20 protein-coding genes and 2 tRNA genes are annotated in these 20,586 nt (G+C 67.0%); 12 read left to right on the plus strand and 10 right to left on the minus strand.

Annotated elements, in window-relative coordinates; translation table 11 throughout:
• Window positions 1–59 precede the first annotated feature (59 nt).
• Genes L632_RS0101050 through L632_RS0101060 form a run of 3 tightly spaced genes read left to right on the plus strand, consistent with a single transcriptional unit; the run spans window position 60 to window position 4,137 of the window.
• Window positions 60–1,049 carry a glycosyltransferase family 2 protein gene (locus L632_RS0101050; protein WP_036696963.1) on the plus strand — a complete coding sequence of 330 codons (990 nt, stop codon included), beginning with the start codon at window positions 60–62 and terminating at the stop codon, window positions 1,047–1,049.
• A complete protein-coding gene (locus tag L632_RS0101055) occupies window positions 1,046–2,746 on the plus strand; it encodes a beta-1,6-N-acetylglucosaminyltransferase (RefSeq protein WP_028714042.1) in 1,701 nt (566 codons plus the stop codon). The genes L632_RS0101050 and L632_RS0101055 overlap by 4 nt, the downstream gene beginning before the upstream one ends.
• Window positions 2,743–4,137: a hypothetical protein gene (locus L632_RS0101060; RefSeq protein WP_028714041.1), complete on the plus strand. Its 1,395-nt coding sequence runs from the start codon at window positions 2,743–2,745 to the stop codon at window positions 4,135–4,137. The genes L632_RS0101055 and L632_RS0101060 overlap by 4 nt, the downstream gene beginning before the upstream one ends.
• Window positions 4,138–4,169: 32 nt before the next feature.
• On the opposite strand, the gene L632_RS0101065 is transcribed toward L632_RS0101060, so the two are convergent.
• The 8 genes from L632_RS0101065 to choX all read right to left on the minus strand — a co-directional run bounded on the left by L632_RS0101065 (window position 4,170) and on the right by choX (window position 11,500).
• Entirely contained in the window at window positions 4,170–5,111 is a 942-nt protein-coding gene (locus L632_RS0101065) for a DMT family transporter (RefSeq protein WP_028714040.1), read from the minus strand.
• Window positions 5,108–6,160 (minus strand): tRNA epoxyqueuosine(34) reductase QueG, encoded by a 1,053-nt coding sequence (gene queG, locus L632_RS0101070; RefSeq protein ID WP_051416317.1) that lies wholly within the window; start codon window positions 6,158–6,160, stop codon window positions 5,108–5,110. The genes L632_RS0101065 and queG overlap by 4 nt, the downstream gene beginning before the upstream one ends.
• On the minus strand, window positions 6,141–6,830 hold the full coding sequence (locus L632_RS0101075; RefSeq protein ID WP_028716188.1) for a glutathione S-transferase family protein: 690 nt from the start codon (window positions 6,828–6,830) through the stop codon (window positions 6,141–6,143). The genes queG and L632_RS0101075 overlap by 20 nt, the downstream gene beginning before the upstream one ends.
• A gap of 85 nt (window positions 6,831–6,915) precedes the next feature.
• The gene (gene mtgA / locus L632_RS0101080) at window positions 6,916–7,674 is read right to left on the minus strand and encodes a monofunctional biosynthetic peptidoglycan transglycosylase (RefSeq protein ID WP_028714037.1); all 759 of its coding nucleotides are present in this window, start codon (window positions 7,672–7,674) and stop codon (window positions 6,916–6,918) included.
• Between the two features lie 39 nt (window positions 7,675–7,713).
• Entirely contained in the window at window positions 7,714–8,283 is a 570-nt protein-coding gene (locus L632_RS0101085) for a DUF1269 domain-containing protein (RefSeq protein ID WP_028714036.1), read from the minus strand.
• Window positions 8,284–8,642: 359 nt separating this feature from the next.
• On the minus strand, window positions 8,643–9,068 hold the full coding sequence (locus L632_RS0101090; protein ID WP_198019374.1) for a PPC domain-containing DNA-binding protein: 426 nt from the start codon (window positions 9,066–9,068) through the stop codon (window positions 8,643–8,645).
• Complete coding sequence (betC, locus tag L632_RS0101095; protein ID WP_028714034.1) at window positions 9,068–10,564, minus strand: choline-sulfatase; 1,497 nt, start codon at window positions 10,562–10,564, stop codon at window positions 9,068–9,070. The genes L632_RS0101090 and betC overlap by 1 nt, the downstream gene beginning before the upstream one ends.
• On the minus strand, window positions 10,565–11,500 hold the full coding sequence (gene choX, locus L632_RS0101100) for a choline ABC transporter substrate-binding protein (RefSeq protein ID WP_028714033.1): 936 nt from the start codon (window positions 11,498–11,500) through the stop codon (window positions 10,565–10,567).
• Between the two features lie 184 nt (window positions 11,501–11,684).
• On the opposite strand from choX, the gene L632_RS0101110 reads away from it, so the two are divergent.
• Window positions 11,685–11,760: transfer RNA gene (locus L632_RS0101110), tRNA-Ile, on the plus strand.
• A 440-nt stretch (window positions 11,761–12,200) separates the two neighbouring features.
• On the opposite strand, the gene L632_RS24160 is transcribed toward L632_RS0101110, so the two are convergent.
• Complete coding sequence (locus L632_RS24160) at window positions 12,201–12,377, minus strand: hypothetical protein (protein WP_156933613.1); 177 nt, start codon at window positions 12,375–12,377, stop codon at window positions 12,201–12,203.
• A gap of 492 nt (window positions 12,378–12,869) precedes the next feature.
• On the opposite strand from L632_RS24160, the gene L632_RS0101120 reads away from it, so the two are divergent.
• The 3 genes from L632_RS0101120 (at window position 12,870) to L632_RS23700 (ending at window position 15,954) form a co-directional block, all read left to right on the plus strand.
• Complete coding sequence (locus L632_RS0101120; RefSeq protein ID WP_028716189.1) at window positions 12,870–13,283, plus strand: hypothetical protein; 414 nt, start codon at window positions 12,870–12,872, stop codon at window positions 13,281–13,283.
• An 83-nt stretch (window positions 13,284–13,366) separates the two neighbouring features.
• On the plus strand, window positions 13,367–14,164 hold the full coding sequence (locus L632_RS21810; protein WP_051476337.1) for a TniB family NTP-binding protein: 798 nt from the start codon (window positions 13,367–13,369) through the stop codon (window positions 14,162–14,164).
• Window positions 14,161–15,954 (plus strand): TniQ family protein, encoded by a 1,794-nt coding sequence (locus L632_RS23700; RefSeq protein ID WP_084648034.1) that lies wholly within the window; start codon window positions 14,161–14,163, stop codon window positions 15,952–15,954. The genes L632_RS21810 and L632_RS23700 overlap by 4 nt, the downstream gene beginning before the upstream one ends.
• Window positions 15,955–16,135: 181 nt before the next feature.
• Here L632_RS23700 and L632_RS0101140 read toward each other — a convergent pair.
• A tRNA-Lys gene (locus L632_RS0101140) sits at window positions 16,136–16,211 on the minus strand.
• Between the two features lie 97 nt (window positions 16,212–16,308).
• On the opposite strand from L632_RS0101140, the gene dapF reads away from it, so the two are divergent.
• The 5 genes from dapF to L632_RS0101165 all read left to right on the plus strand — a co-directional run bounded on the left by dapF (window position 16,309) and on the right by L632_RS0101165 (window position 20,568).
• Window positions 16,309–17,136 carry a diaminopimelate epimerase gene (dapF, locus tag L632_RS0101145; RefSeq protein WP_028713320.1) on the plus strand — a complete coding sequence of 276 codons (828 nt, stop codon included), beginning with the start codon at window positions 16,309–16,311 and terminating at the stop codon, window positions 17,134–17,136.
• On the plus strand, window positions 17,133–18,395 hold the full coding sequence (gene mtaB / locus L632_RS0101150) for a tRNA (N(6)-L-threonylcarbamoyladenosine(37)-C(2))-methylthiotransferase MtaB (protein WP_028713321.1): 1,263 nt from the start codon (window positions 17,133–17,135) through the stop codon (window positions 18,393–18,395). The genes dapF and mtaB overlap by 4 nt, the downstream gene beginning before the upstream one ends.
• Before the next feature lie 159 nt (window positions 18,396–18,554).
• Window positions 18,555–19,472: a histone deacetylase family protein gene (locus tag L632_RS0101155; RefSeq protein ID WP_028716191.1), complete on the plus strand. Its 918-nt coding sequence runs from the start codon at window positions 18,555–18,557 to the stop codon at window positions 19,470–19,472.
• Window positions 19,469–19,705, plus strand: a complete 237-nt coding sequence (locus L632_RS0101160; protein WP_028713323.1) for an exodeoxyribonuclease VII small subunit — start codon at window positions 19,469–19,471, stop codon at window positions 19,703–19,705. The genes L632_RS0101155 and L632_RS0101160 overlap by 4 nt, the downstream gene beginning before the upstream one ends.
• The gene (locus tag L632_RS0101165) at window positions 19,705–20,568 is read left to right on the plus strand and encodes a polyprenyl synthetase family protein (protein ID WP_028716192.1); all 864 of its coding nucleotides are present in this window, start codon (window positions 19,705–19,707) and stop codon (window positions 20,566–20,568) included. The genes L632_RS0101160 and L632_RS0101165 overlap by 1 nt, the downstream gene beginning before the upstream one ends.
• The last annotated feature ends 18 nt before the right edge of the window (window positions 20,569–20,586 follow it).

Here is a 20,586-nt window from a genome sequence, read left to right on the forward strand (position 1 = left end):
CCGGTAAAAGGTAAAGAAGGTCCGTGCCGCGCCCGTTCAGGATTATCAGGCGAAAGCTGATGCTTCGCGCCCGCCGTCAATGGCTGCTGGGGCGCGCGATTCGCCGTCGCCGCCGGCTGCGGCCGGTATGGGACCGCACCGCGCGCATCCGGCCGGGCGATATCCTGCTGTTCATGGTCATGCGCAACGAGGCGCCGCGCCTGCCCTGGTTCCTGGACTACTACCGGGCGATGGGTGTCCGGCATTTCCTAGTGGTCGACAACGGCTCGGAGGATGGCGGGCGCGACTATCTGGGCCAGCAGGAGGATGTCTCGGTCTGGCTGACCCGCGCCAGCTACAAGGCCTCGCGCTTCGGCATGGACTGGATGAACGGGCTGCTGCGCCGGCATGGCAGCGGGCATTGGTGCCTGACCGTCGATCCCGACGAGTTCCTGGTCTATCCGCATCACGACACCCGGCCCCTGCAGGCGCTGACCGACTGGCTGGATGCCAGCAACATCCGCTCGTTCTCGGCCATGCTGCTGGACATGTATCCCAAGGGCTCGCTGGCCGCGCAGCCCTATCGCGCCGGGCAGGACCCGTTCCAGATCGCGCGCTGGTTCGATCCGGCCAATTACGCCATCCGCAAGAACGGCGAATACGGCAATCTCTGGATCCAGGGCGGGCCGCGGGCGCGGGCTTTCTTCCGGGACGACCCCGAAAGCGCCCCGGCGCTGAACAAGATCCCGCTGGTCCGCTGGGAAAGGGGGCATGCCTATGTCAGCTCGACCCATATGCTGCTGCCGCGCTCGCTGAACATGGTCTATGACGAGAATGGCGGCGAAAAGGCCTCGGGCTGCCTGCTGCACGCCAAGTTCCTGTCGACCTTCGTCGAGAAATCCGCCGAGGAACTGACCCGGCGCCAGCATTACGCCAACAGCCAGGAATACCTGGCCTATCACGCCGGGCTGCGGGACGACCCGGATTTCTGGTGCGAGGAATCCTGCGAGCTGCAGGACTGGCGCCAGCTCGAGGATCTGGGGCTGATCTCCAAGGGGAACTGGGCATGAGCGGCGGGCCGGTCAGGCTGGGCGTGGTCATGCTGTGCCATGACGAATTGCCCATCGCTGCGCGCATGGCCCGGGTCTGGGCCCAGGGCGGGGCGGCGGTCGCGGTCCATGTCGATGCCAAGGCGCCCGCGGACGCGGTCGAGACCATGCAGGCCGACCTTGCCGACCTGCGGCAGGTGCTGTTCAGCCGGCGCCATCCCTGCGAATGGGGCACCTTCAGCCTTGTGCGCGCCACCCAGGACGCCGCCGGCCTGCTGCTGGACAGGTTCCGCGAGGTCACGCATGTGCTGGTCGTCTCGGGCGCCTGCCTGCCCCTGCGGCCGGTGCAGGATCTTTGCGCCTATCTGGCGCTGCATCCGACGCGCGACTTCATCGAAAGCGTCACCGCCGAGGATGTCGGCTGGACCGTCGGCGGGCTGAACGAGGAACGCTTCACCCTGCGCTTTCCCTTCTCGTTCCGCCGCCGGCGCAAGCTGTTCGACCGCTATGTCGAATTGCAGCGCCGGCTGGGCTACAGGCGGCGCATCCCGCAGGGGCTGGTGCCGCATCTGGGCTCGCAATGGTGGTGCCTGACCCGCGCCACGCTGCAGGCCATCCTGACCGACCCGCGCCGGGCCGAGTTCGACCGCTATTTCGCCCGGGTCTGGATCCCGGACGAGAGCTATTTCCAGACCCTTGCCCGGCGGCATTCGATGAGGATCGAAAGCCGCTCGCTGACGCTGGCCAAGTTCGACAACCAGGGCAAGCCCTATATCTTCTACGACGACCACCTGGAGATCCTGCAGCAATCGCGCTGCTTCGTCGCCCGCAAGATCTGGCGCGGCGCCGGGCGGCTGCACGACCATTTCCCCCATGGCGACGGCGCGCAACCGTCCGCCGCCGAGCCGCGCCCCGAGCGGGTGGACCGCATCATCAGCCATGCAGTCGCGCGCCGCCGGCTGGGCCGGCCCGGGCTTTACATGCAGAGCCGCTTTCCGCTGAAGGACCGCGAGAACGGCAAGACCTCGGCACCCTATGCCATGTTCCAGGGCTTCACCGACCTGTTCCCCGGCTTCGAAACCTGGCTGGCCAGCCGGATCGACGCCGATGTGCATGGCCATCTTTTCGCGGTGCATGGCGTGGAATTCGCCGGCCGCCGGCCGATCGGGCCGGGCGCGCTTTCGGACAGCGCCCCGCTGCGCGACCTGGACCAGCGCGGCTTTCTGGCCAACCTGATCCGCATCGCCACGCGCATGCAGGTCTGGCAGTTCAGCCCGCGCGACGGGCAGGAGATGAACTGGTTCCTCGCCACCGATCCCAATGCGCGCATCTTCGTGGTCACCGGTGCTTGGGCGGTGCCGCTTCTGCATTCCGACATGCCCTTTGACGACATCCGCCGCGTCGCGGCCATCCTGCAGCGCACCGAACTGGCGCAGATGGAGGCGCTGAATTCGGTCTGGCTCAAGGCGCAGACGCAGATCTGGGACCTGGCCGATTTCTGCGCCCGGCCCTCGGCCGTGCTGGGCAGCATCCTGCAGCGGCTGGGCGGCGAGCCCGAGGCCGCGGCCGACCTGCCGCCGATGCGCGACATCGCCGGCATGGGGCGGTTCCTGCAAAGGCTGCGCAATGCCGGGCTGCGCCCGCAGCTGATGGGGGATTTCCCCGCCACCGATCCCGACCCGCCGACCGCCGCCGTCCATGAAAGAACCGCGCCATGACCCAGTCTTTCCGCAGCTTCGTGATCTTCGCCGAGATGCGCACCGGCTCGAACCTGCTCGAGGCGACGCTGAACGCCATCAAGCGCGTCACCTGCTTCGGCGAGGCCTTCAACCCCTACATGATGGGCTGGCCCGACAAGGATGAGCTCAAGGGCATCACCATGGCCGAGCGCGAGGCCGATCCGCACCGGCTGCTGGCGGCGATCTTCGACAAGCCGAACCACCTGCCGGGGTTCCGCTATTTCCACGACCACGACCCGCGGGTCTTCGACGCGATCATCGAGGACCGGGCCTGCGCCAAGATCATCCTGACCCGCAACCCGGTGGACAGCTATGTCTCGACCGCGCTGGCGCGGGCCACCAACCAGTGGAAGCTGAACGAGACCGAGACGCCGATTCCCGCCGCCGTGCGCTTCGACGGCGCCGAGTTCCGGCAGGTGGCGGGCGAGATCGAGGAGTTCCAGCTGAAGGTCATGCACCGGCTGCAGGTGACCGGCCAGGCCGGTTTCTGGCTGGGCTACGAGGACCTGCGCGATGCCGAGGTGATGACCGGCCTGTTGCATTGGCTGGGCCGCACCGACCTGAAACGGGTCGAGCCGGCCAGCGACCAGGTGCCGCAGAACCCGCGCGAACTGTCCGAGAAGGTCGAGAATTTCGACGAGATGCAGGCGGAACTGGCGCGGCTCGACCCGTTCATGCTGCGCAAGATCCCGAATTTCGAGCCGAGGAAGGGCCCGGCGGTGCCCTCGTTCCTGGGGGCCGAGGCGGGCAGGGGGCTGATCTTCATGCCGGTCAAGGGCGGGCCTGCGGACAGCGTGACGCGCTGGCTGCGCGCCATGGGCGAGGTCGTCGGCGACTTCAACCAGAACAGCCTGCGGCAATGGAAGCGCCAGCATGTCGGCCATCGCAGCTTCACCGTGCTGCGCCACCCGCTGCTGCGCGCCTGGGCGGCCTTCGAATCGCTGATCGGCGGCCGCAATGCCGAGCTGCGCCAGCTGATGCGGCAGATCCATCGCGTCGCCCTGCCGCCGGATCCGGAGCTGGGCGCGCTGGACCAGAGCCGCAAGGCCGAGCTGTTTGCGGCCTTCCTGGACTTCCTGCGCCGCAACCTGAACGGCCAGACCACGCTGCCGACCTTTCCCGGCTGGGCCAGCCAGTCCGAGGTGCTGGCGGGTTTCGCACGCTTCGGCGCCCCCGACATGCTGCTGCGCGAATCGGACCTGCCGCGCGACCTGTCCTGGCTTGCCGCCAGCGCCGGGATCAAGGCACCGGCCGATTTTCCCGACCCGGAGCCCTTCCCGGACTTCCTGAACGAGCAGGAATTGCGCGGCGCGGCGAAGAAGGCCTATCTGCGCGATTACGTCGCCTTCGGCTTCGGCGGCCAACCCTGACCCGGCCCCGCCCTGACCCGGCCCCGCCCTGATCAGCCCTGCGGGGTCATGGCCTTGCGCTGGCGGTTGCGCTCCAGCCCCAGCTGCCGCTCGCGCCAGATGATCAGGATGCCGGCGGTGATGACCAGCGCCGCGCCCGCCAGCATGACCAGCGTCGGCGCCTCGTCGAAGATGGACCAGCCGATCAGCAGCGCCAGCAGCATCGAGGCATATTCGAAGGGCGCCACCAGCGAGGCGTCGGCATAGCGATAGGCCGAGGTCAGCAGGATCTGCCCCAGCCCGCCCAGAAGGCCGATGGTCACCAGCAGCGCCGCCGTCCCGGCATCCGGCATCACCCAGCCGAAGGGAATGGTCAGCAGTCCGAGCAGCGTCGATGTGACCGAGAACCAGAAGACGATGGCCGAGGTCCGCTCCTCCTGCACCAGCTTGCGCACGAAGATCTGCGCCAGCGCCGCGCAGGCGGCGCCGGAGAGCGTCACCATGGCGCCCAGGCTTTCCTTGTAGCCCATGTCGGCGCCGAAGCTCAGCCGGGGCGATAGCACGATGACCACGCCGACCAGTCCCAGCACCACCATGGACAGGCGGAACAGCCGCACGTCCTCGCCCAGGAACATGGCGGCGAAGATCACCGTCAGCAGCGGCGCGGCATAGCCGATGGCCGTGACCTCGGGGAAGGGCAGCAGCGCCAGCGCCCAGAAGCCCAGCCCCATCGCGGCGGTGCCGATGATGCCGCGATAGAAATGCCCCATCGGCCGAAAGGTCTTCAGCCCCACGCCCAGCTCATGCCGGAAGGCCAGCCAGAGCAGGATCACCGGAATAGCGAAGAACGAGCGGAAGAAGACCTGCTGGCCCGGCGGCACGCCCAAGCCGCCCTCGGCGGTCGCCTTGACGATCGAGGCCATGATGGTGAAGACCAGCACGCTAAGGCATTTGAGCAGGATGCCGCGCAGCGGGCTTGGGTGCGTGTGGATCATGGCAATCGTTCGCAGGCCCAGCGTGCCGCATCGGCAACGGCGGGGTCGGGGTCATGCTGCAAGGATTCGGCCAGCGGCCGCAGATGCGCAAGCCCCGAATTGCCGATGGCGTAAAGAACATTGCGCACCATGCGGTCGCGGCCGATGCGCTTGATCGGGCTGCCCGAGAAACGCTCGCGGAAGCCCGCATCGTCAAGCTGCGCCAGCTCGGCCAGCGCCGGGGCGCCGTGCGGGCCGTGATAGCGCAGCTCGGTCGCGGCCTGGGCGAACTTGTTCCAGGGGCAGGCGGCCAGGCAATCGTCGCAGCCATAGATGCGGTTCCCGAGCATCGGGCGCAGCTCGGGGTCCACCGGCCCCTTGTGCTCGATGGTCAGGTAGGAGATGCAGCGCCGCGCGTCCAGCTGATAGGGTGCCGGAAAGGCCCCGGTCGGGCAGGCGTCGAGGCAGGCCCGGCACGAGCCGCAATGCGAGCGTTCCGCCGCATCCTTCGGCAGGTCCAGCGTGGTGAAGATCGCGCCCAGGAAGAACCAGCTGCCCAGCTCGCGCGACAGCAGGTTGGTGTGCTTGCCCTGCCAGCCCAGCCCTGCCGCCTGCGCCAGCGGCTTTTCCATTACCGGGGCGGTGTCGACGAAGACCTTGATCTCGCAGCCGGTCAGCCCGACCAGCCAGCCGCCAAGGCGCTTCAGCCGCTTCTTGACCAGGTCGTGATAATCCTTGCCCTGGGCATAGACGCTGACCGCGCCGCGATCCTTGCGGCGGATGGCCTCCATCGGGTCGTGCTCGGGCGTGTAGAGCTCGGCCAGCATGACGACCGAGCGCGCCTCGGGCCAGAGGCTGGCGGGCGAGGCGCGCCAATGCGCGCGCTCGGCCATCCAGCCCATCTGGCCGTGCCGGCCCCGTTCCAGGAATGCGGCCAGCCGCTCGGGCAGTTGCGGGTTGGCGTCGGGGACGCAAATGCCAAGGGCCGAGAAACCCTCGGCCCGCGCCTGCTGTTCCAGCCGGGAACGGATCTCCGCCGGGTCGGTCGGCCTAGAAGTCGAGCAGCGCATAATGCGGCGCCGGGTGGACGCCCGGCAGGTGGTCGGCCAGCAGGCTGCGGAAGGCCGGCCGCGACTTGATCTTGGCATACCATTCCTGCACCTCGGCCGAATGGGTCCAGTCCACGTCCGAGATGTAGTCGAGGCAGGACAGATGCGCCGCGGCGGCGAAATCGGCCAGCGTCATCACGTCGCCCGCCAGCCAGCGGCGGTGTTCCAGCAGGCTTTTCATGTAGTCGAGATGATAGCGGATCGCCGACAGGCCGGCCTTGACGGTGCGGCTGTCCGGGTAGCCCAGGCGCATGACCTTCTTCCAGACCCGTTCGGTCATCACCGGGCGGGTCACCTCGGCGTTGAACTTGTCGTCGAACCAGGCGCAGAGCCGGCGCACCTCGTAACGCTCGGCCGGCAGGGACGGCATCAGCGAGGGCTGCGGCTGGATCTCGTCCAGGTATTCGCAGATCGCCTGGCTTTCCGCCAGAAGCCGCCCGTCCATGCGCAGGACCGGCAGCTTGCCGGCCGGGTTGCGGCGCATGATTTCCGAGCCCGGTTCCCAGAAACGGTCCTCGACCAGTTCGACCTCGATGCGCTTTTCGGCCAGCACCAGCCGGACCTTGCGGCAAAAGGGCGACAGGGCGACATGGTAAAGGCGGATCGTGGAACTGGGCGAGGGCGTGTTCATCAGGGGAAAACCGGTTCGTTCTCGGGCTTCCGGTTGATACGCCCCGGGGCGCCCGGTTTCAACCGCCATGGCGGGCATGGGCGGATCAGCGCGGCAACCTCAGGCAGAAATCGCGGCCATCCGCCCGGATCGTCTCGGCGCCGCTGACGATCGAGCGGGTGCGGGCCGAGCCGGTCTGCGGGTTGCGCGTGCGCGGCGCCGGCAGGATCGAGGCCAAGGCCGCCGACTGGCGCAGGGTCAGCTTGTCGGGCGTGGTCTGGAAGTAATGCTCGGCCGCCGCCTTGATGCCGAAGACGCCGCGGCCGAATTCGGCGATGTTCAGATAGACCTCGACGATGCGGCGCTTGGACCAGAGCGCCTCGATCATCGGTGTGTAGACCGTCTCCATCACCTTGCGCGGCCAGCTGCGCCCCTGCCACAAGAACACGTTCTTGGCCGTCTGCTGGGTGATGGTCGAGGCGCCGCGCGACGAGCCCGAGGCGATGACCCGGCGGATCTCGACCATGTCGAAACCCCAGTGGTTGCAGAAATTGGCATCCTCGGCGGCGACCACGGCGCGCACCATATGGGGCGAGATGCGGCCCAGATCGACCCATTGCCGCGCCGCCCGGCCGGGAAACTCGCGCTGGCCCTGGATGATGGTCCAGGTGGTCGGCGGGTTGACGAAGGAGAACAGCAGCACCAGCACGGCCATCAGCCCCAGAAGCCGCAAGCCGATCCAGCGCAGCCAGGACCCCAGCCACAGCGCCGCGCGGCGCAGCGGCCGCCAGCGCCGGCGGGCGCGGGTCGTCGGCGGCTCGGTCAGCGCCTCGGGGTCGTCAAGGGTTTCCATGCGTCGGGGCATGGGGGCGTCCTGTCACGCCCATGCCCCTTGCGTCAAGCGTCAGGCCGAGCCCGGGGGCGCCGTCGTGCCCGCAGGCGCGGGATGATCGATCTGCGGCACGCCGAGCGCCGCGCCCAGCCTGCCGCCCGCGAAGGCCTCGCGCAGGCGCTCTTCCTCGGCCTCGGGCAGCGAGGTCTGCAGCACCCGGCCGCGCAGGTGGAAGCCTTCCAGCCGCGCCAGCACCTTGTCGGCGGTCATCTTGCGCACCAGGATGAACACGGCCGAGCCGCCCGGCGGGATGGACTGGCCCAGATCGCGCATGAAATCGTCGTTGATGCCGATATCCGAGAGCTTGCCGGCGATGGCGCCGGCGCCCGCGCCCACCGCGGCGCCCAAGAGCGGATTGAGGAAGATCAGCCCGACCAGCGTGCCCCAGAAGCCGCCGCCAAGCGCGCCCGCGGCGGTCAGGTTCACGGCCTGATGCAGCTGGATGTCCTCGGCCGAGGGGCGGGTGACAACCACCGCGTCCTCGAGCTCGATGAGGTATTCCTTCTGCATCTTGACCAGTTCGGTGCGCAGCTCGAAGCCGGTCGCCTCGTCGTCGAAGGCGATGACAAGCAGGTCGGACATAGCGGGATCCTTGTTGACTGATGACGGGGCGCAACGCCGGCGCGGGCTGGCGGGTTCCCGCCGCGACGCGGGGTCACGAAACGGCCTTACGCGCGGGCCTTGGCCGGAACGGGGGGGGGCGGACAGGCAGGGAGGAAGCCGGTAATGGGCATTCCGCTTTAGGGTGCCCTGATGGCGCTGCTGGCCGGGCGTGGAACTGCCGCGCAACAGCAAGGGCGAGGTGCAGAAGAATCTGCTGCGCCAGGATTTCGCCCGCGTCCTTGCCTGAACCGCCGGTCCGGGGGCCGTCTGCCCCCGGACCCCCGAGGATATTTCTCAAGAAAGAAGCGCAGCCATGCCGGGGTCCTGGCCCGCGGCGGCTATTCCTGTCCGGCGGCCGGCCGGATGACCAGCTCGTCATGGCCGGAAAGCGGGCAGGGCGCGCGGCTGAAAGTGAGGTCGTCGAGGACCAGCACCACGATCTCGGCCGTGGTATGGACCGCCGAGCCCGGCAGGAGGTGGCCGCCGAAAGCCCGCCCCTCGCCGTCGGCGATGGTCAGGTGCAGGTGCTGGCCGGCCGGGTCGATGGTGCCGGTCAGCGCGGTGATCTCGAAATGGCCCTGGTGGCAGGTGCCTCCCGGCCGGTTGGCGTGGCGGATCATGGCGCGGGTCAGGCTGCCGACGCAGGTGACCAGCGCCATGGCCGGCGCCCCGATCCGGCGCTGCAGGGCGCGCAGGGCCGCCAGCGGGTCCTCGCCCGGCCGCAGGCGGATCGTGGCATAGCGGCCGGAGGAGAGCGGGACCATCATTCGCCCCGCGGGAATCGCTTGGATTCCTCAAGCACGTTCAGGTCCATGTGGTTGCGCATGTAGCGTTCCGAAGCCTTCATCAGCGGCTGGTAATCCCAGGGGAAATAGGCGCCGTTGCGCAGCGCCTCATAGACCACCCAGCGCCGGGCCTGGCTTTCGCGCACCTCGGCGTCATAGGCGGCGAGGTCCCAGCGTTCGCCGGCCATAGCGCGCATCCGTGCCAGCACCTCGGCCGCCGCCGGGTCGGTGGCGCGGTTCTGCCGTTCCTCGGGATCCTCGGCCAGGTTGTAGAGCATTTCCGGGTCGGCGGCGCAGGCGATGTATTTCCAGTCGCCGTCGCGCAGGCAGACCAGCGGAGCGATGCTGCCCTCGGCCGCGTATTCCATCGCCACCGCCCCGCGCCCCTCGGCGCCCCGCGCCAGCGAGCGGCCGTCGGTCCAGGGCGCGACCTCGGCCATCGAGATCCCCGCGAGGTCGCAGATCGTCGGCAGAACGTCGATGGTCGAGACCGGCGTGTCCACGCGGCCGGGTGCCATGGCAGGGGCCGCGATCATCAAGGGCACCCGCGCCGAGCCCTCGAAGAAGCTCATCTTGAACCACATGCCGCGGCTGCCCAGCATCTCGCCATGGTCGGAGAGGAAGACCACGATCGCCTCCTGCCGGGTGCGCTCCAGCACGTCCAGGATCTCGCCCAGCTTGTCGTCGATATAGGAGATGTTGGCGAAATAGCCCTGGCGGGCGCGGCGGACATGCTCGGGCGTGACCTCGAGGCCGCGCCAGTCGCTGGCATCCATCAGCCGCTGCGAATGCGGGTCCATCCGCTCGTAGGGGATCGCCTCGGGCGGTTCCAGTTCCGGGATGCCCTCATAGAGATCCCAATATTTGCGCCGGGCGACGAAGGGGTCGTGCGGATGGGTGAAGCTGACGGTCAGGCACCAGGGCCGGTCGTCGCCGCCGCGCGCGAGGTCGTAGAGCTTGCGCGTCGCGTGATAGGCGACCTCGTCGTCATATTCATATTGGTTGGTGATCTCGGCCACGCCGGCGCCGGTCACGGAACCCAGATTGTGATACCACCAGTCGATGCGCTCGCCCGGCTTGCGGTAATCCGGGGTCCAGCCGAAATCGGCCGGGTAGATGTCGGTGGTCAGTCGTTCCTCGAAACCGTGCAGCTGGTCAGGGCCGACGAAATGCATCTTGCCCGACAGGCAGGTGTGATAGCCGGCCCGGCGCAGGTGATGGGCATAGGTCGGGATGTCCGAGCAGAACTCGGCCGCGTTGTCATAGACCCGGGTGCGGCGCGGCAACTGCCCGGACATGAAGCTGGCGCGTCCGGGCGCGCAAAGCGGGCTGCCGGTGTAGCAGTTGGCATAGCGTGTCGAACGCTCCGCCAGCCGGCGCAGATGCGGCACATGCAGGAATTCGGCCGGGCCGTCGGGGAACAGCACCCCCGACAGCTGATCGGCCATGACGACCAGAATATTAGGTTTCTTCAATCAGTTCACCGATGCCATGACTGCTTCCGCACCGGGTTTTCCGTCCAGCGTGGTCACGCCGTCAAGCCATTTCGCCACCGTCTCGGCATTTTGGCTGATCCAGTCCTTTGCGGCTGCGGTGGCATCCGCGCCCTCGTCGAGGATCTTGGCCATCAGCATGTTTTCCTGATCGACGGTAAAGACCAGCTGGCTGAACAGCTTCGCCGCATTGGGGCAGGCGGCGATCCATTCCTTGCGGGCCAGGGTGTGGACGGTGGCGCCGCCGTAATCCGGGCCGAACTCCTCGTCGCCGCCCGACAGGTAGGTGATGTTCAGCGTGACATTCATCGGATGCGGCGCCCAGGCCAGGAAGACCGAGGGCGTCCTGGCGGCATCGTTGCGCTGCACCTGGGCAAGCATGCCCTGTTCGCTGGATTCGACCAGCTCCCAGTCGCCGAGGCCGAACTTGTCGGCTTCGATCATGGCCTGGATGGTCTGGTTGGCAGGCGCGCCGGGTTCGATGCCGTAGATCTTGCCCTGGAAGGCCTCCCTATGCGCATCGAGATCGGCGAAATCCGCGACGCCCAGCTCGGCGGCGGCATCGGTCACCGCCAGGGTGAACTTGGCGCCTTCCAGGTTCTGCACCAGCTCTTCGGTCTTGCCCGAGGCTTCGAGGTCGTCGCGGAACCTCTGCTGAGCCGGCATCCAGTTGCCCAGGAAGACATCGGTATCGCCGTTCTTCAGCGCCTCATAGCCCACGGGCACCGAGAGCGTGCGGATATCGGGCCGGTAGCCCAGTCCCTGCAGCAGGGCGGTGGCGACGCCATTGGTGGCGGTGATGTCGGTCCAGCCCGGATCCGAGAAGCGGACCGTGCGGCAGCTGGCGGGGTCCTCGGCCAGGGCGGGCGTGGCGGCCAGGGCAAGGGCGAGCAGGGACAGCGGCGTGGTTCTTGACATGATCGGAACTCCGGTTTCGTGCTGCGGGCGGGCCGCGGCTTGCGGCTTCATGCGCTATCAGCCCACAGGTGCTGCGCCGGATCAAGGGGGTTGCCGAAGGCGCGGGTTGCGGCATTTTCCGGCTGGCCGGGGCGATCCGATCCTTGACGCGGGCGGCCGGCTCGATCAATGGTGTCGCCGGTCAGGGCCTGTAGCTCAATGGTCAGAGCAGGGCGCTCATAACGCCTTGGTTGGGGGTTCGAGTCCCTCCGGGCCTACCATTGCTTTCCTTCCAGATCGCCAGAGGGTTTTCGATGGGCCTTCCGGTCTTGCCCGCTCTTCTCCAATTTCCGCGCTGGCCGGGTGAACTTATGGGCGGCCTTGCAATGGAAGCGGTCGAGGTGTTCCTTGGCGTCCGTCAGGACTCGGGCGATGCGCAGGACGGCCGATGCAGAGCATCTGCCCCAGGAATTTTGCGCGGTTGCTCCATCTCCCGATGGGCCGCCGCTTCACGCCTTTGACCGTCAGCGTGCCAAGGCCACCCGGTCCGCTGCAAGGCTTATGGCTTCCGGCGGAGCGATCCGCACCGGATTGCGCTGCCTGCTGGGCCGGAACCGATGCAGCCGGCGGGCCGGGTAGCTGGAATGATCGTCGCGGCGCGCCCTCACTGTTGTTGGCAGGGGCGTGGCGCCCCCGCCGAGAAGGCTTTCGCGGAGCCTTGTCACCTGCCCAGCGCGTCATAGCGACGCTCCCAGGTTTCCGTCAGGCGCAGGACGGCCAGTTCCTGACGTTCGTCGATGGCGGCGCTGTCGTCCAGCATATTGGCCGCCCCCCTGAGCTGGCGGCGCTCGTCAAACACCGCCTGTTTCACTTGGCTTCTGTCTGGCTTGCTAGTCATTTCAGATCCTCCGAAACCGGCAGCGCGTGGGCTGCGCGACGAATTCATCATAGCGGATTCCAAGCGATTTTTACACGATAAAAACTAGCGAGTTTTCCGTAAATTAACGATGCAGGCGATTCGGAACCAGGACCGGGCCTTTGCCTGGTGATTTCCCCTGAGAGGCGACCCGGCTTTCGAGAACTGCCCCATCTTGAGAATATGGTTGGCGGGTGATGGCTGGGCGGCTGTTTTCCTGCTTCTGCGGGCGGCGGCTTCAGGGCTGGCCTTGACGCGGAAGCTGCCGTCGCCCGATCAACCGCGGGAAACGTTGGAGGTGAGTGGGTTTGCGTCGCCATTGATGTTGCTTCGGGATGCATCCTCGGCCTGCGGATCGCTGCCGCACCATCGGCGGAAGAGTTCAGGAAACTGCTGGAAATGGTCGTTTCCGACAAGTCCGCTCTGGCGCGCGCCTGCGGTGCTCAGGGGGCATGGCATCAGTGTGGTCGCCCGATGACCATCGCCACCGATACCGGTTCCAGCGTCATCGCGACCGGATCCATCGAGCGGGCCAATGATATGGGAGCGGCCATGGAATATGCCCCGGTGAAATGCGCCGAACTGCGCGGTACCGATGAGCGGCTCTTTGGCACGTTTGGGCGGATGCTGATGCCCCGGCTGCCCGGTCATACGCAGCCCGATCCGGTAAAATGCGGCGATTACGACCCACGTGCCAATGCCTGTCTCGACGATGATGACCTGATCCGGATTCTGGTTTGCTTTGTGGTCGATGAATACCACCGCAACCCGCATGGCGGGCTGGGCGGCCAGATGCCGGTGTCGAAGTGGGTTGACCTGGAGAAGGAGGCCCGGTTCTCTGCAGCCACCTGTCGATCGCCTGACCCGTTGCGCGGCGCTCGGTGTTGATATCGACGTCAAGCTTGGGAAGCAGGGCGTGCTTGTCTTCGGCAATCACTTTAGCTGTGAAGTTCTGCGTGCGCACTACACCCATGGCGGGCAAGACCACGCTTGTCCGGAGCGCTCTGCATCAGCACCCTTCAGGTCTGTGCACGCTGACCGGCGAAGAGGAGCGGGCCGACGTGGTCAGCATGGCGGTGCCGTCGCCCGCGACGCCGAAAGGGGTCGGTCTCAGCGTGCTGGAGGCCCTTGGCTATCCGCTGCGCCGGGACCGCTCGGCCCATATCATCTGGCAATCGGTCAAGGCTCAGTTCGCAGAGCGGCAGGTGCTGTTCCTGCATCTGGACGAGGCGCAGGACTTCAGCCGGCACAATAATCGCAACGACCAGCATGCGGTGGTCAATACGCTGAAATCGCTGATGCAGTCACCGCAATGGCCGGTGGGGTTGATCCTCAGCGGCATGCCGGAACTGCTGGAGCTGGTGAATATGGACCCTCAGCTGGCGCGTCGGCTGAAGCCGGTGGAGCACCGCCCGCTCAAGACCAGCGTGGATGGCGGCATGATCGTTGCCGCCATCAGGCAATATGCGGCAATTGCGCATGTCCCTGTGGACGACAAGCTTCGCAAGCCGCGGTTTGTCAGACGGCTTGTCCATGCCGCCGATCATTGCTTCGGCATTCTGGTCGAAATGACCTGTGAGGCCATCGGCGAGGCGCTGCTGTCGCCCGAAAATACGCTTTCCTCCAAATCCTTCGCAGCTTGTTTTGCCCGGCGATCCGGCTGTCCGGAAGGCCTCAATCCCTTCGTGGTCGTAGATTTTCTGGCTCTGGATGTACGCAAGTTGTTGCAGCTCGAATCCGGGCCCGGAGATCGGGGGAGACGGAAATGAGACTCGGCCTTAGCCTGCCCATTCTGCCGCAGGAAACTCTGCCGTCCTTCGTCTCGCATGTCGCGCGGAAGAAGGGGTCGCGCCATGTGCAGGACTTCGTGCAGGATATGGATCTGTCCTGGCGGCGGATATTGCAGCTTGATCCAGATACGGTTCAGCAACTGGCCGATCTGACGGGAACCGATACAGAGCGACTTGCGAAGAACAGTTTTGCCCCGATCGGTGACAGCTCTTTCCGCTTGCAAGGCAGCAATCTGCCCCGGTCCTTTCTTGACCGCTCAGCGCTGAAGTTCTGCCCTATCTGCATCAAAGCCGATCAGGACAATCATGGCCGGACACGGGGACGCGCCCTGTGGCAGATCGATTCGTTGCATGTCTGTCCGGATCACGACGTGCTGTTGGGAAGATTGGACCCGCCGGACTATCCTCGCTGTCCGCATGATTTTGCCGGTCGCCTTGCCGATAATCGGGTGCTGGTCGGTGAAGCCGCTGTCGAGGCAGGGGACGAGGCCGTGCGGTATGCGCGCATGCTTTCCGATCGGCTGCATGCCCCACGCCAAAGCGCACGCCACTCATGGCTCGATGCTTTGCCCATCGAGGTGGTCGCGCGCCTGTGCGAAAATATTGGTACCCTGATTAATGTTGGTCCGGAAGCCCGTCCAGGGTCGCTGAACCGCAAGGATCTGGTTGCGGTTGGTGCATCGGGATTCGCGGCCTGCGTCCAGGGACCCGATGCGCTGCGAGAGGCCTATGATGGCATCCGGCGCAGTTCACGCAGTACGAAGGGCGGCTTCTACGCCGACTTCGGCTTCTACACCCGCTGGCTCCAGCGGCTGACGCAACCGGATCGCTATCGACCGATCCTTGACCATTTCCGGGACCTTATTCTGGAAAGCTATCCTTTGGCGCCCGGACAAAAGGTGCTTGGGCGGGTCTGTTCTCAGCGGCGATGGTTTTCCTGGGCGGAGATCGGACGGAGATATGGTTTGACGGCGGGTCGTATCGCGGGGTTCCAGCGCGCTGTCGGCCTCGCTGGTGACGATCTTCGGCGTGTTGCGCCCGGTCGCCATGATGTCGAGCTCACGATTCTTTCGACCGGCCTCGACCGGAAGCAGGCGAGCCGGCATCTGAACGTTCATCCTGCCACGATCGACAAGCTTGTCGAGTTCAGGCTTATCAAACATGCCTTGGCCTTACCGCATATGGACAAGCTGTTTCTTCACGAGGACCTCGACAGCTTTCTTGTGTCAGTCTTTGCCAATGCTGGACTGGCGGGTGAGGTACCTACGGGGGCCTTTCCGCTTCGGACCATCGCCCAGAAGGCCACCTTGCCGTATAATGACCTGCTCCGTGCCGTGATCGACGGCAGGCTGGCAAAGGTCTGGCGGCTGCGCGGTATCCGTGGACTGGCAGCACTGCATCTGGATCTGGCCGAAGTTCTGGACAGATTCGAGGCCGCCCCGCTGATGGGCCTGAGCCGCGACGATCTGCGAAAGCGGCTGCATATCAACTGCTCGACTGTCGCCCTTTTCATGGGGAAGGGCGTGATCGCCAGCACCGAAGCCCGTTACCCGCGGACGCGCCAACCCATGTCGCTGGTTGCGCCGGAAGAGGTGGAGCGGTTCCTTGACCGCTACCTCCCGCTTGGTCTGATGGCATATGAGCTGGGAACACAGGCGAAGCATGTCGCCGTCCGTCTGGACGATGCGGAAGTCTGGCCAATCCCGTTGCCGGAACGTTGCAGCAAGATCTATCTGCGTCGGGAGGCGGCGCCCATCATCTCGATCTGAGCCGCGCTCGCGCAGAACCATGCGCCCCGTCGACCGGTTCGGCGGGCTTTTCCATGTCCGCGAAAACCACCTTAAAATCGGCGATCTCACCGATTGAGATAATCTTGCGTGTCGTTTGAGATAGTTTCCCTGTCGTTTGCGATACTTACTAGTGTCGCTTGACACTTGACAATCTGGAAAGTGGTGAGCCCGACAGGATTCGAACCTGTGACCCACTGATTAAAAGTCAGTTGCTCTACCAACTGAGCTACGGGCCCATCGCACGGGGGGCTAACTACGGTCGGCGGCGGACAGGGTCAAGCGGAAAAATCGCCGCCTCTGGCAGAATCTTTCCGGCAGGAGTATGTCACCGCCATGGAACACCAGCAAAACCCCGGCCAGAGCGCCCCTCTGCCCTTCATGAAGATGCACGGGCTCGGCAACGACTTCGTGGTGATCGACGGCCGCCGCTCGGGCGCGCTGCCCGATGCCGCGACCGTGGCCGCCATCGCCGACCGCCATCGCGGCGTCGGCTTCGACCAGATGGCCGTCATCCTGCCCGGCGAGAATGCCGATGCGCGGCTGGTGTTCTTCAACGCCGACGGCTCGCTTTCGGCCGCCTGCGGCAATGCCACGCGCTGCGTGGCCCGCTTCCTGATGGACGAATCGGGCGCCTCGGCCCTGCGGCTCGCCACCGACCATGCCGTGCTTGCGGCCGAGGATGCGGGCAATCGCCTGACTCGCGTCAATATGGGCGCGCCGGTCCTAGACTGGGCGCGGATCCCGCTGGCCGAGGATGTCGATACGCTGCACCTGCCCATCGAAGGCGATCCGGTGGCGACGGGGATGGGCAATCCGCACATGACCTTCTTTGTGCCCGACGCCGCGGCGGTCGACCTGGAACGCTTCGGCCCCCTGCACGAACATCATCCGCTTTACCCGCAACGCAGCAATGTCGAGCTGGTGCAGGTCGTCTCGGACAGCGAGATCGTGCTGCGCATCTGGGAACGCGGCACCGGCATCACGCTGGCCTCGGGCTCGTGCTCCTGCGCGGCGGTGGTCGCGGCGGCGCGGCGCGGGCTGACCGGGCGGCGGGTCAAGGTCAACGTGCCGGGCGGCGTGCTGGAGATCGACTGGCGCGAGGACGGGGTCTGGATGACCGGGCCGACCGCGCATGTCTTCGACGGGGTCTGGCGGGGATGAAGGACCTGAAGCCGCCCGTTTTCGCGACCCTCGGCTGCCGGCTGAACGCCTATGAGACCGAGGCGATGCGCGAGATGGCCGAGGCCGCCGGGCTGCAAGGCGCGGTGATCGTGAACACCTGCGCGGTGACCGCCGAGGCGGTGCGCAAGGCCCGGCAGGAGATCCGGCGGCTGGCGCGCGAGAACCCCGGCGCCCCGGTCATCGTCACCGGCTGCGCCGCCCAGACCGAGCCCGAGACCTTCGCCGCCATGGCCGAGGTCAGCCGCGTCATCGGCAACCATGAAAAGATGCAGCCGGCGACCTGGGCCGCGATGCAGGCCCCCGACCTGATCGGCGAGACCGAGAAAGTACAGGTCGACGACATCATGTCCGTGCGCGAGACGGCGGGCCATCTGATCGACGGCTTCGGCCGGCACCGCGCCTATGTGCAGGTGCAGAACGGCTGCGATCATCGCTGCACCTTCTGCATCATTCCCTATGGCCGCGGCAATTCGCGCTCCGTGCCCGCGGGGGTGGTGGTGGACCAGATCAAGCGGCTGCGGGACCGCGGCTTCAACGAGGTGGTGCTGACCGGTGTCGACCTGACCTCTTGGGGGGCCGACCTGCCGGGGACGCCGCGGCTGGGCGATCTGGTCATGCGCATCCTGCGGCTGGTGCCGGACCTGCCGCGGCTGCGCATCAGCTCGATCGATTCGATCGAGGCGGATGAGAACCTGATGCTGGCCATCGCCAGCGAGCCGCGGCTGATGCCGCATCTGCACCTGTCGCTGCAGGCCGGCGACGACATGATCCTGAAGCGGATGAAGCGCCGCCACCTGCGCGACGACGCCATCCGCTTCTGCGAGGATGCGCGCAAGCTGCGGCCGGGAATCGTCTTCGGCGCCGACATCATCGCCGGTTTCCCGACCGAGACCGAGGCGATGTTCGAAAACAGCCTGAAACTGGTCGAGGATTGCGGCCTGACCTTCCTGCATGTGTTTCCCTATTCGGCGCGCAAGGGCACCCCGGCGGCGCGGATGCCGCGCGTGCCGGGCCCGGCGATCAAGGAACGTGCGGCGCGGCTGCGCGCGGCGGGCGATGCGGCGCTGGCCCGGCATCTGGCCGCGCAGGTCGGAGAGATGCGCATGGTGCTGACCGAGGGGCCGCGGCTGGGCCGGACGGAGCATTTCACCGAGGTGGCTTTCCAGCGCGACATGCCCGAGGGCACGCTGATGGAGCTGCGCATCGCCGGCCATGACGGTCAGCGGCTGACGGTCTGATCCTTCGCCGTTGCGCCGGGGGCTGTCTGCCCCCGGACCCCCGAGGGTATTTGTAAAACGGAGAAGGACGGGGTTTCCGGCGGGGTGGTCGCCATGGGATCGGGCCGGTTGCGCAAGATTGGCTTGCCGCGCGGGAAAGCCGCACATAATCCTTGGCCGATGACCTTGCTTTATACGCACCCCTCGGGGCTCTTGCATGTGACGCCGCCCAGCCATCCCGAACAGGTGGCGCGGCTGGATACCGTCCTGGACGCATTGGGCGGGCTCGACCTGGTCCGGGGCGAGGCGCCGGAGGCGGCGGAGGCGGACATCCTGCGCGCCCATCCGCCGGAATACCTGTCCGGGCTGCGCCGGAAATCGCCGGCCGAGGGCTGGATGATGCTGGATTCCGACACCTATCTGTCGCCCGGCAGCCTGGAAGCCGCGCGCCATGCCGTCGGCGGGGTTTGCGCGGCGGTCGATTCGGTGCTGGCGGGCGAGGCGCCCAACGCCTTCGTCGCCATGCGCCCGCCGGGACATCATGCCGAGCGGGCGCGGGCCATGGGCTTCTGCATCTTTTCCTCGGTCGCCATCGGGGCCTTGCGGGCGCTGGACCATCACGGGCTGGACCGCGTGGCGGTGCTGGATTTCGACGTGCATCACGGCAACGGCACCCAGGACGTGCTGTGGGAGGAGAAACGCGCGCTCTTCGCCTCGACGCATCAGTTTCCGCTTTATCCCGGCACCGGCGCGGCCTCGGAGCGGGGTGCGCATGGCCAGATCGTCAACATGCCGCTGGCGCCGGGCAGCGGCGGGGACGAGGCGCGCGCGGCCTGGCGGGCGATCTGCGACCGGGTCGCGGCCTGGCGGCCGCAGCTGGTGCTGGTCTCGGCCGGGTTCGACGCCCATGCCGACGATCCCCTCGCCGCGCTGATGTGGCGCGAGGCGGATTTCACCGCCATCACCCGGATGATCTGCGACACGGCGGCGGCCTGTTCGGCCCCGGTGGTATCGGCGCTGGAAGGCGGTTATGATCTTGCCGCTCTGGGCCGCTCGGCGCGCGCCCATGTCGATGTGCTGAGGGAGACTGCCGCGTGACCGAGATCGAGAACATGTCCTTCGAGGAGGCGATGAAAGAGCTTGAGGCGACGGTCGGCCGGCTGGAGCACGGCGAGGCGACGCTGGAGGAATCGATCAAGCTCTACGAGCGCGGTGCGGCCCTGCGGGCGCATTGCGACAAGCGCCTGCGCGAGGCCGAGGAGCGGGTGGAAAAGATCACTTTGGCGGCCAACGGCCAGCCCGACGGGACCGTTCCGGCCGAGGGGCTGTGATGCGGGACCGCCTTGCCGAGGTGAAGGCGCAGGTCCAGACCGCGCTGGACGTGGCCATGGCCGGCCTGCCCGAGGGCGAGCTGACCGATGCGATGCGCTATGCCTGCACCGGCGGCAAGCGCATCCGCGCCTTCCTGGTGATGGAATCGGCGCGGCTGTTCGGCTTGGCCGACCCGGCGGCGCTGCCCGTCGCGGCGGCGGTCGAGGCGCTGCATGCCTATAGCCTGGTCCATGACGATCTGCCCTCGATGGACGACGACGATCTGCGGCGCGGCCTGCCCACCGTGCATTTGCGTTGGTCCGAGGCGACCGCGATCCTGGCCGGCGACGCGCTGCAAGGCCTGGCCTTCGGCCTGCTGGCCGATCCGCGGATCGGCGCGCCCGAAAGGCGGCTGGCGCTGGTGCGCGGCTTCGCCGAGGCGGTCGGCGGGGGCGGCATGGTCTGGGGCCAGGCGCTGGACATCGCCGCCGAGACCGCCGCCGAGCCCTTGGACCTTGCTGCCATCACGCGGCTGCAGCAGGCCAAGACCGGCGCGCTGATCCAGTTCTCGGCCACCGCCGGCGCGGTCATGGCCGGCGAGGATCCCGGCCCGCTGGCGGATTATGCCCGCCGTCTGGGCCTTGCCTTCCAGATCCAGGACGACATTCTCGACGTGACCGGCACCGAGGCCGAGACGGGCAAGCGCACCGGCAAGGACGGCACCGCCAACAAGGCGACCTTCGTGTCGCTGCTGGGCCTGCAGGGCGCGCAGGACCAGGCGCGCCAGCTGGTCCGCGATGCCGAAACCGCCCTTGATCCCTATGGCGAGGCCGCAGGAAACTTGCGGCAGCTCGCGCGTTTCGTTATCGAGCGCGACGCCTGACAGCCCGCCCGGAGAGGG

Origin of the sequence: Paracoccus sp. J39 (assembly GCF_000518925.1) — a bacterium.
Taxonomy (GTDB): domain Bacteria; phylum Pseudomonadota; class Alphaproteobacteria; order Rhodobacterales; family Rhodobacteraceae; genus Paracoccus.

Excerpts from the sequence above, each read along its gene's own strand:
- L632_RS0101090 (WP_198019374.1), bottom strand. The coding sequence starts at position 9,068 with ATGGTCCCGCTCTCCTCCGGCCGCTATGCCACGATCCGCCTGCGGCCG.
- mtgA (WP_028714037.1), bottom strand. The coding sequence starts at position 7,674 with ATGCCCCGACGCATGGAAACCCTTGACGACCCCGAGGCGCTGACCGAG.
- choX (WP_028714033.1), bottom strand. The coding sequence starts at position 11,500 with ATGTCAAGAACCACGCCGCTGTCCCTGCTCGCCCTTGCCCTGGCCGCC.
- L632_RS0101065 (WP_028714040.1), bottom strand. The coding sequence starts at position 5,111 with ATGATCCACACGCACCCAAGCCCGCTGCGCGGCATCCTGCTCAAATGC.
- L632_RS0101050 (WP_036696963.1), top strand. The coding sequence starts at position 60 with ATGCTTCGCGCCCGCCGTCAATGGCTGCTGGGGCGCGCGATTCGCCGT.
- L632_RS0101155 (WP_028716191.1), top strand. The coding sequence starts at position 18,555 with ATGACCTTGCTTTATACGCACCCCTCGGGGCTCTTGCATGTGACGCCG.
- dapF (WP_028713320.1), top strand. The coding sequence starts at position 16,309 with ATGGAACACCAGCAAAACCCCGGCCAGAGCGCCCCTCTGCCCTTCATG.
- L632_RS0101165 (WP_028716192.1), top strand. The coding sequence starts at position 19,705 with ATGCGGGACCGCCTTGCCGAGGTGAAGGCGCAGGTCCAGACCGCGCTG.
- L632_RS0101055 (WP_028714042.1), top strand. The coding sequence starts at position 1,046 with ATGAGCGGCGGGCCGGTCAGGCTGGGCGTGGTCATGCTGTGCCATGAC.
- L632_RS23700 (WP_084648034.1), top strand. The coding sequence starts at position 14,161 with ATGAGACTCGGCCTTAGCCTGCCCATTCTGCCGCAGGAAACTCTGCCG.
- L632_RS0101085 (WP_028714036.1), bottom strand. The coding sequence starts at position 8,283 with ATGTCCGACCTGCTTGTCATCGCCTTCGACGACGAGGCGACCGGCTTC.
- L632_RS21810 (WP_051476337.1), top strand. The coding sequence starts at position 13,367 with ATGGCGGGCAAGACCACGCTTGTCCGGAGCGCTCTGCATCAGCACCCT.
- L632_RS0101120 (WP_028716189.1), top strand. The coding sequence starts at position 12,870 with ATGACCATCGCCACCGATACCGGTTCCAGCGTCATCGCGACCGGATCC.
- L632_RS0101060 (WP_028714041.1), top strand. The coding sequence starts at position 2,743 with ATGACCCAGTCTTTCCGCAGCTTCGTGATCTTCGCCGAGATGCGCACC.
- mtaB (WP_028713321.1), top strand. The coding sequence starts at position 17,133 with ATGAAGGACCTGAAGCCGCCCGTTTTCGCGACCCTCGGCTGCCGGCTG.
- L632_RS0101075 (WP_028716188.1), bottom strand. The coding sequence starts at position 6,830 with ATGAACACGCCCTCGCCCAGTTCCACGATCCGCCTTTACCATGTCGCC.
- L632_RS24160 (WP_156933613.1), bottom strand. The coding sequence starts at position 12,377 with ATGACTAGCAAGCCAGACAGAAGCCAAGTGAAACAGGCGGTGTTTGAC.
- queG (WP_051416317.1), bottom strand. The coding sequence starts at position 6,160 with ATGCGCTGCTCGACTTCTAGGCCGACCGACCCGGCGGAGATCCGTTCC.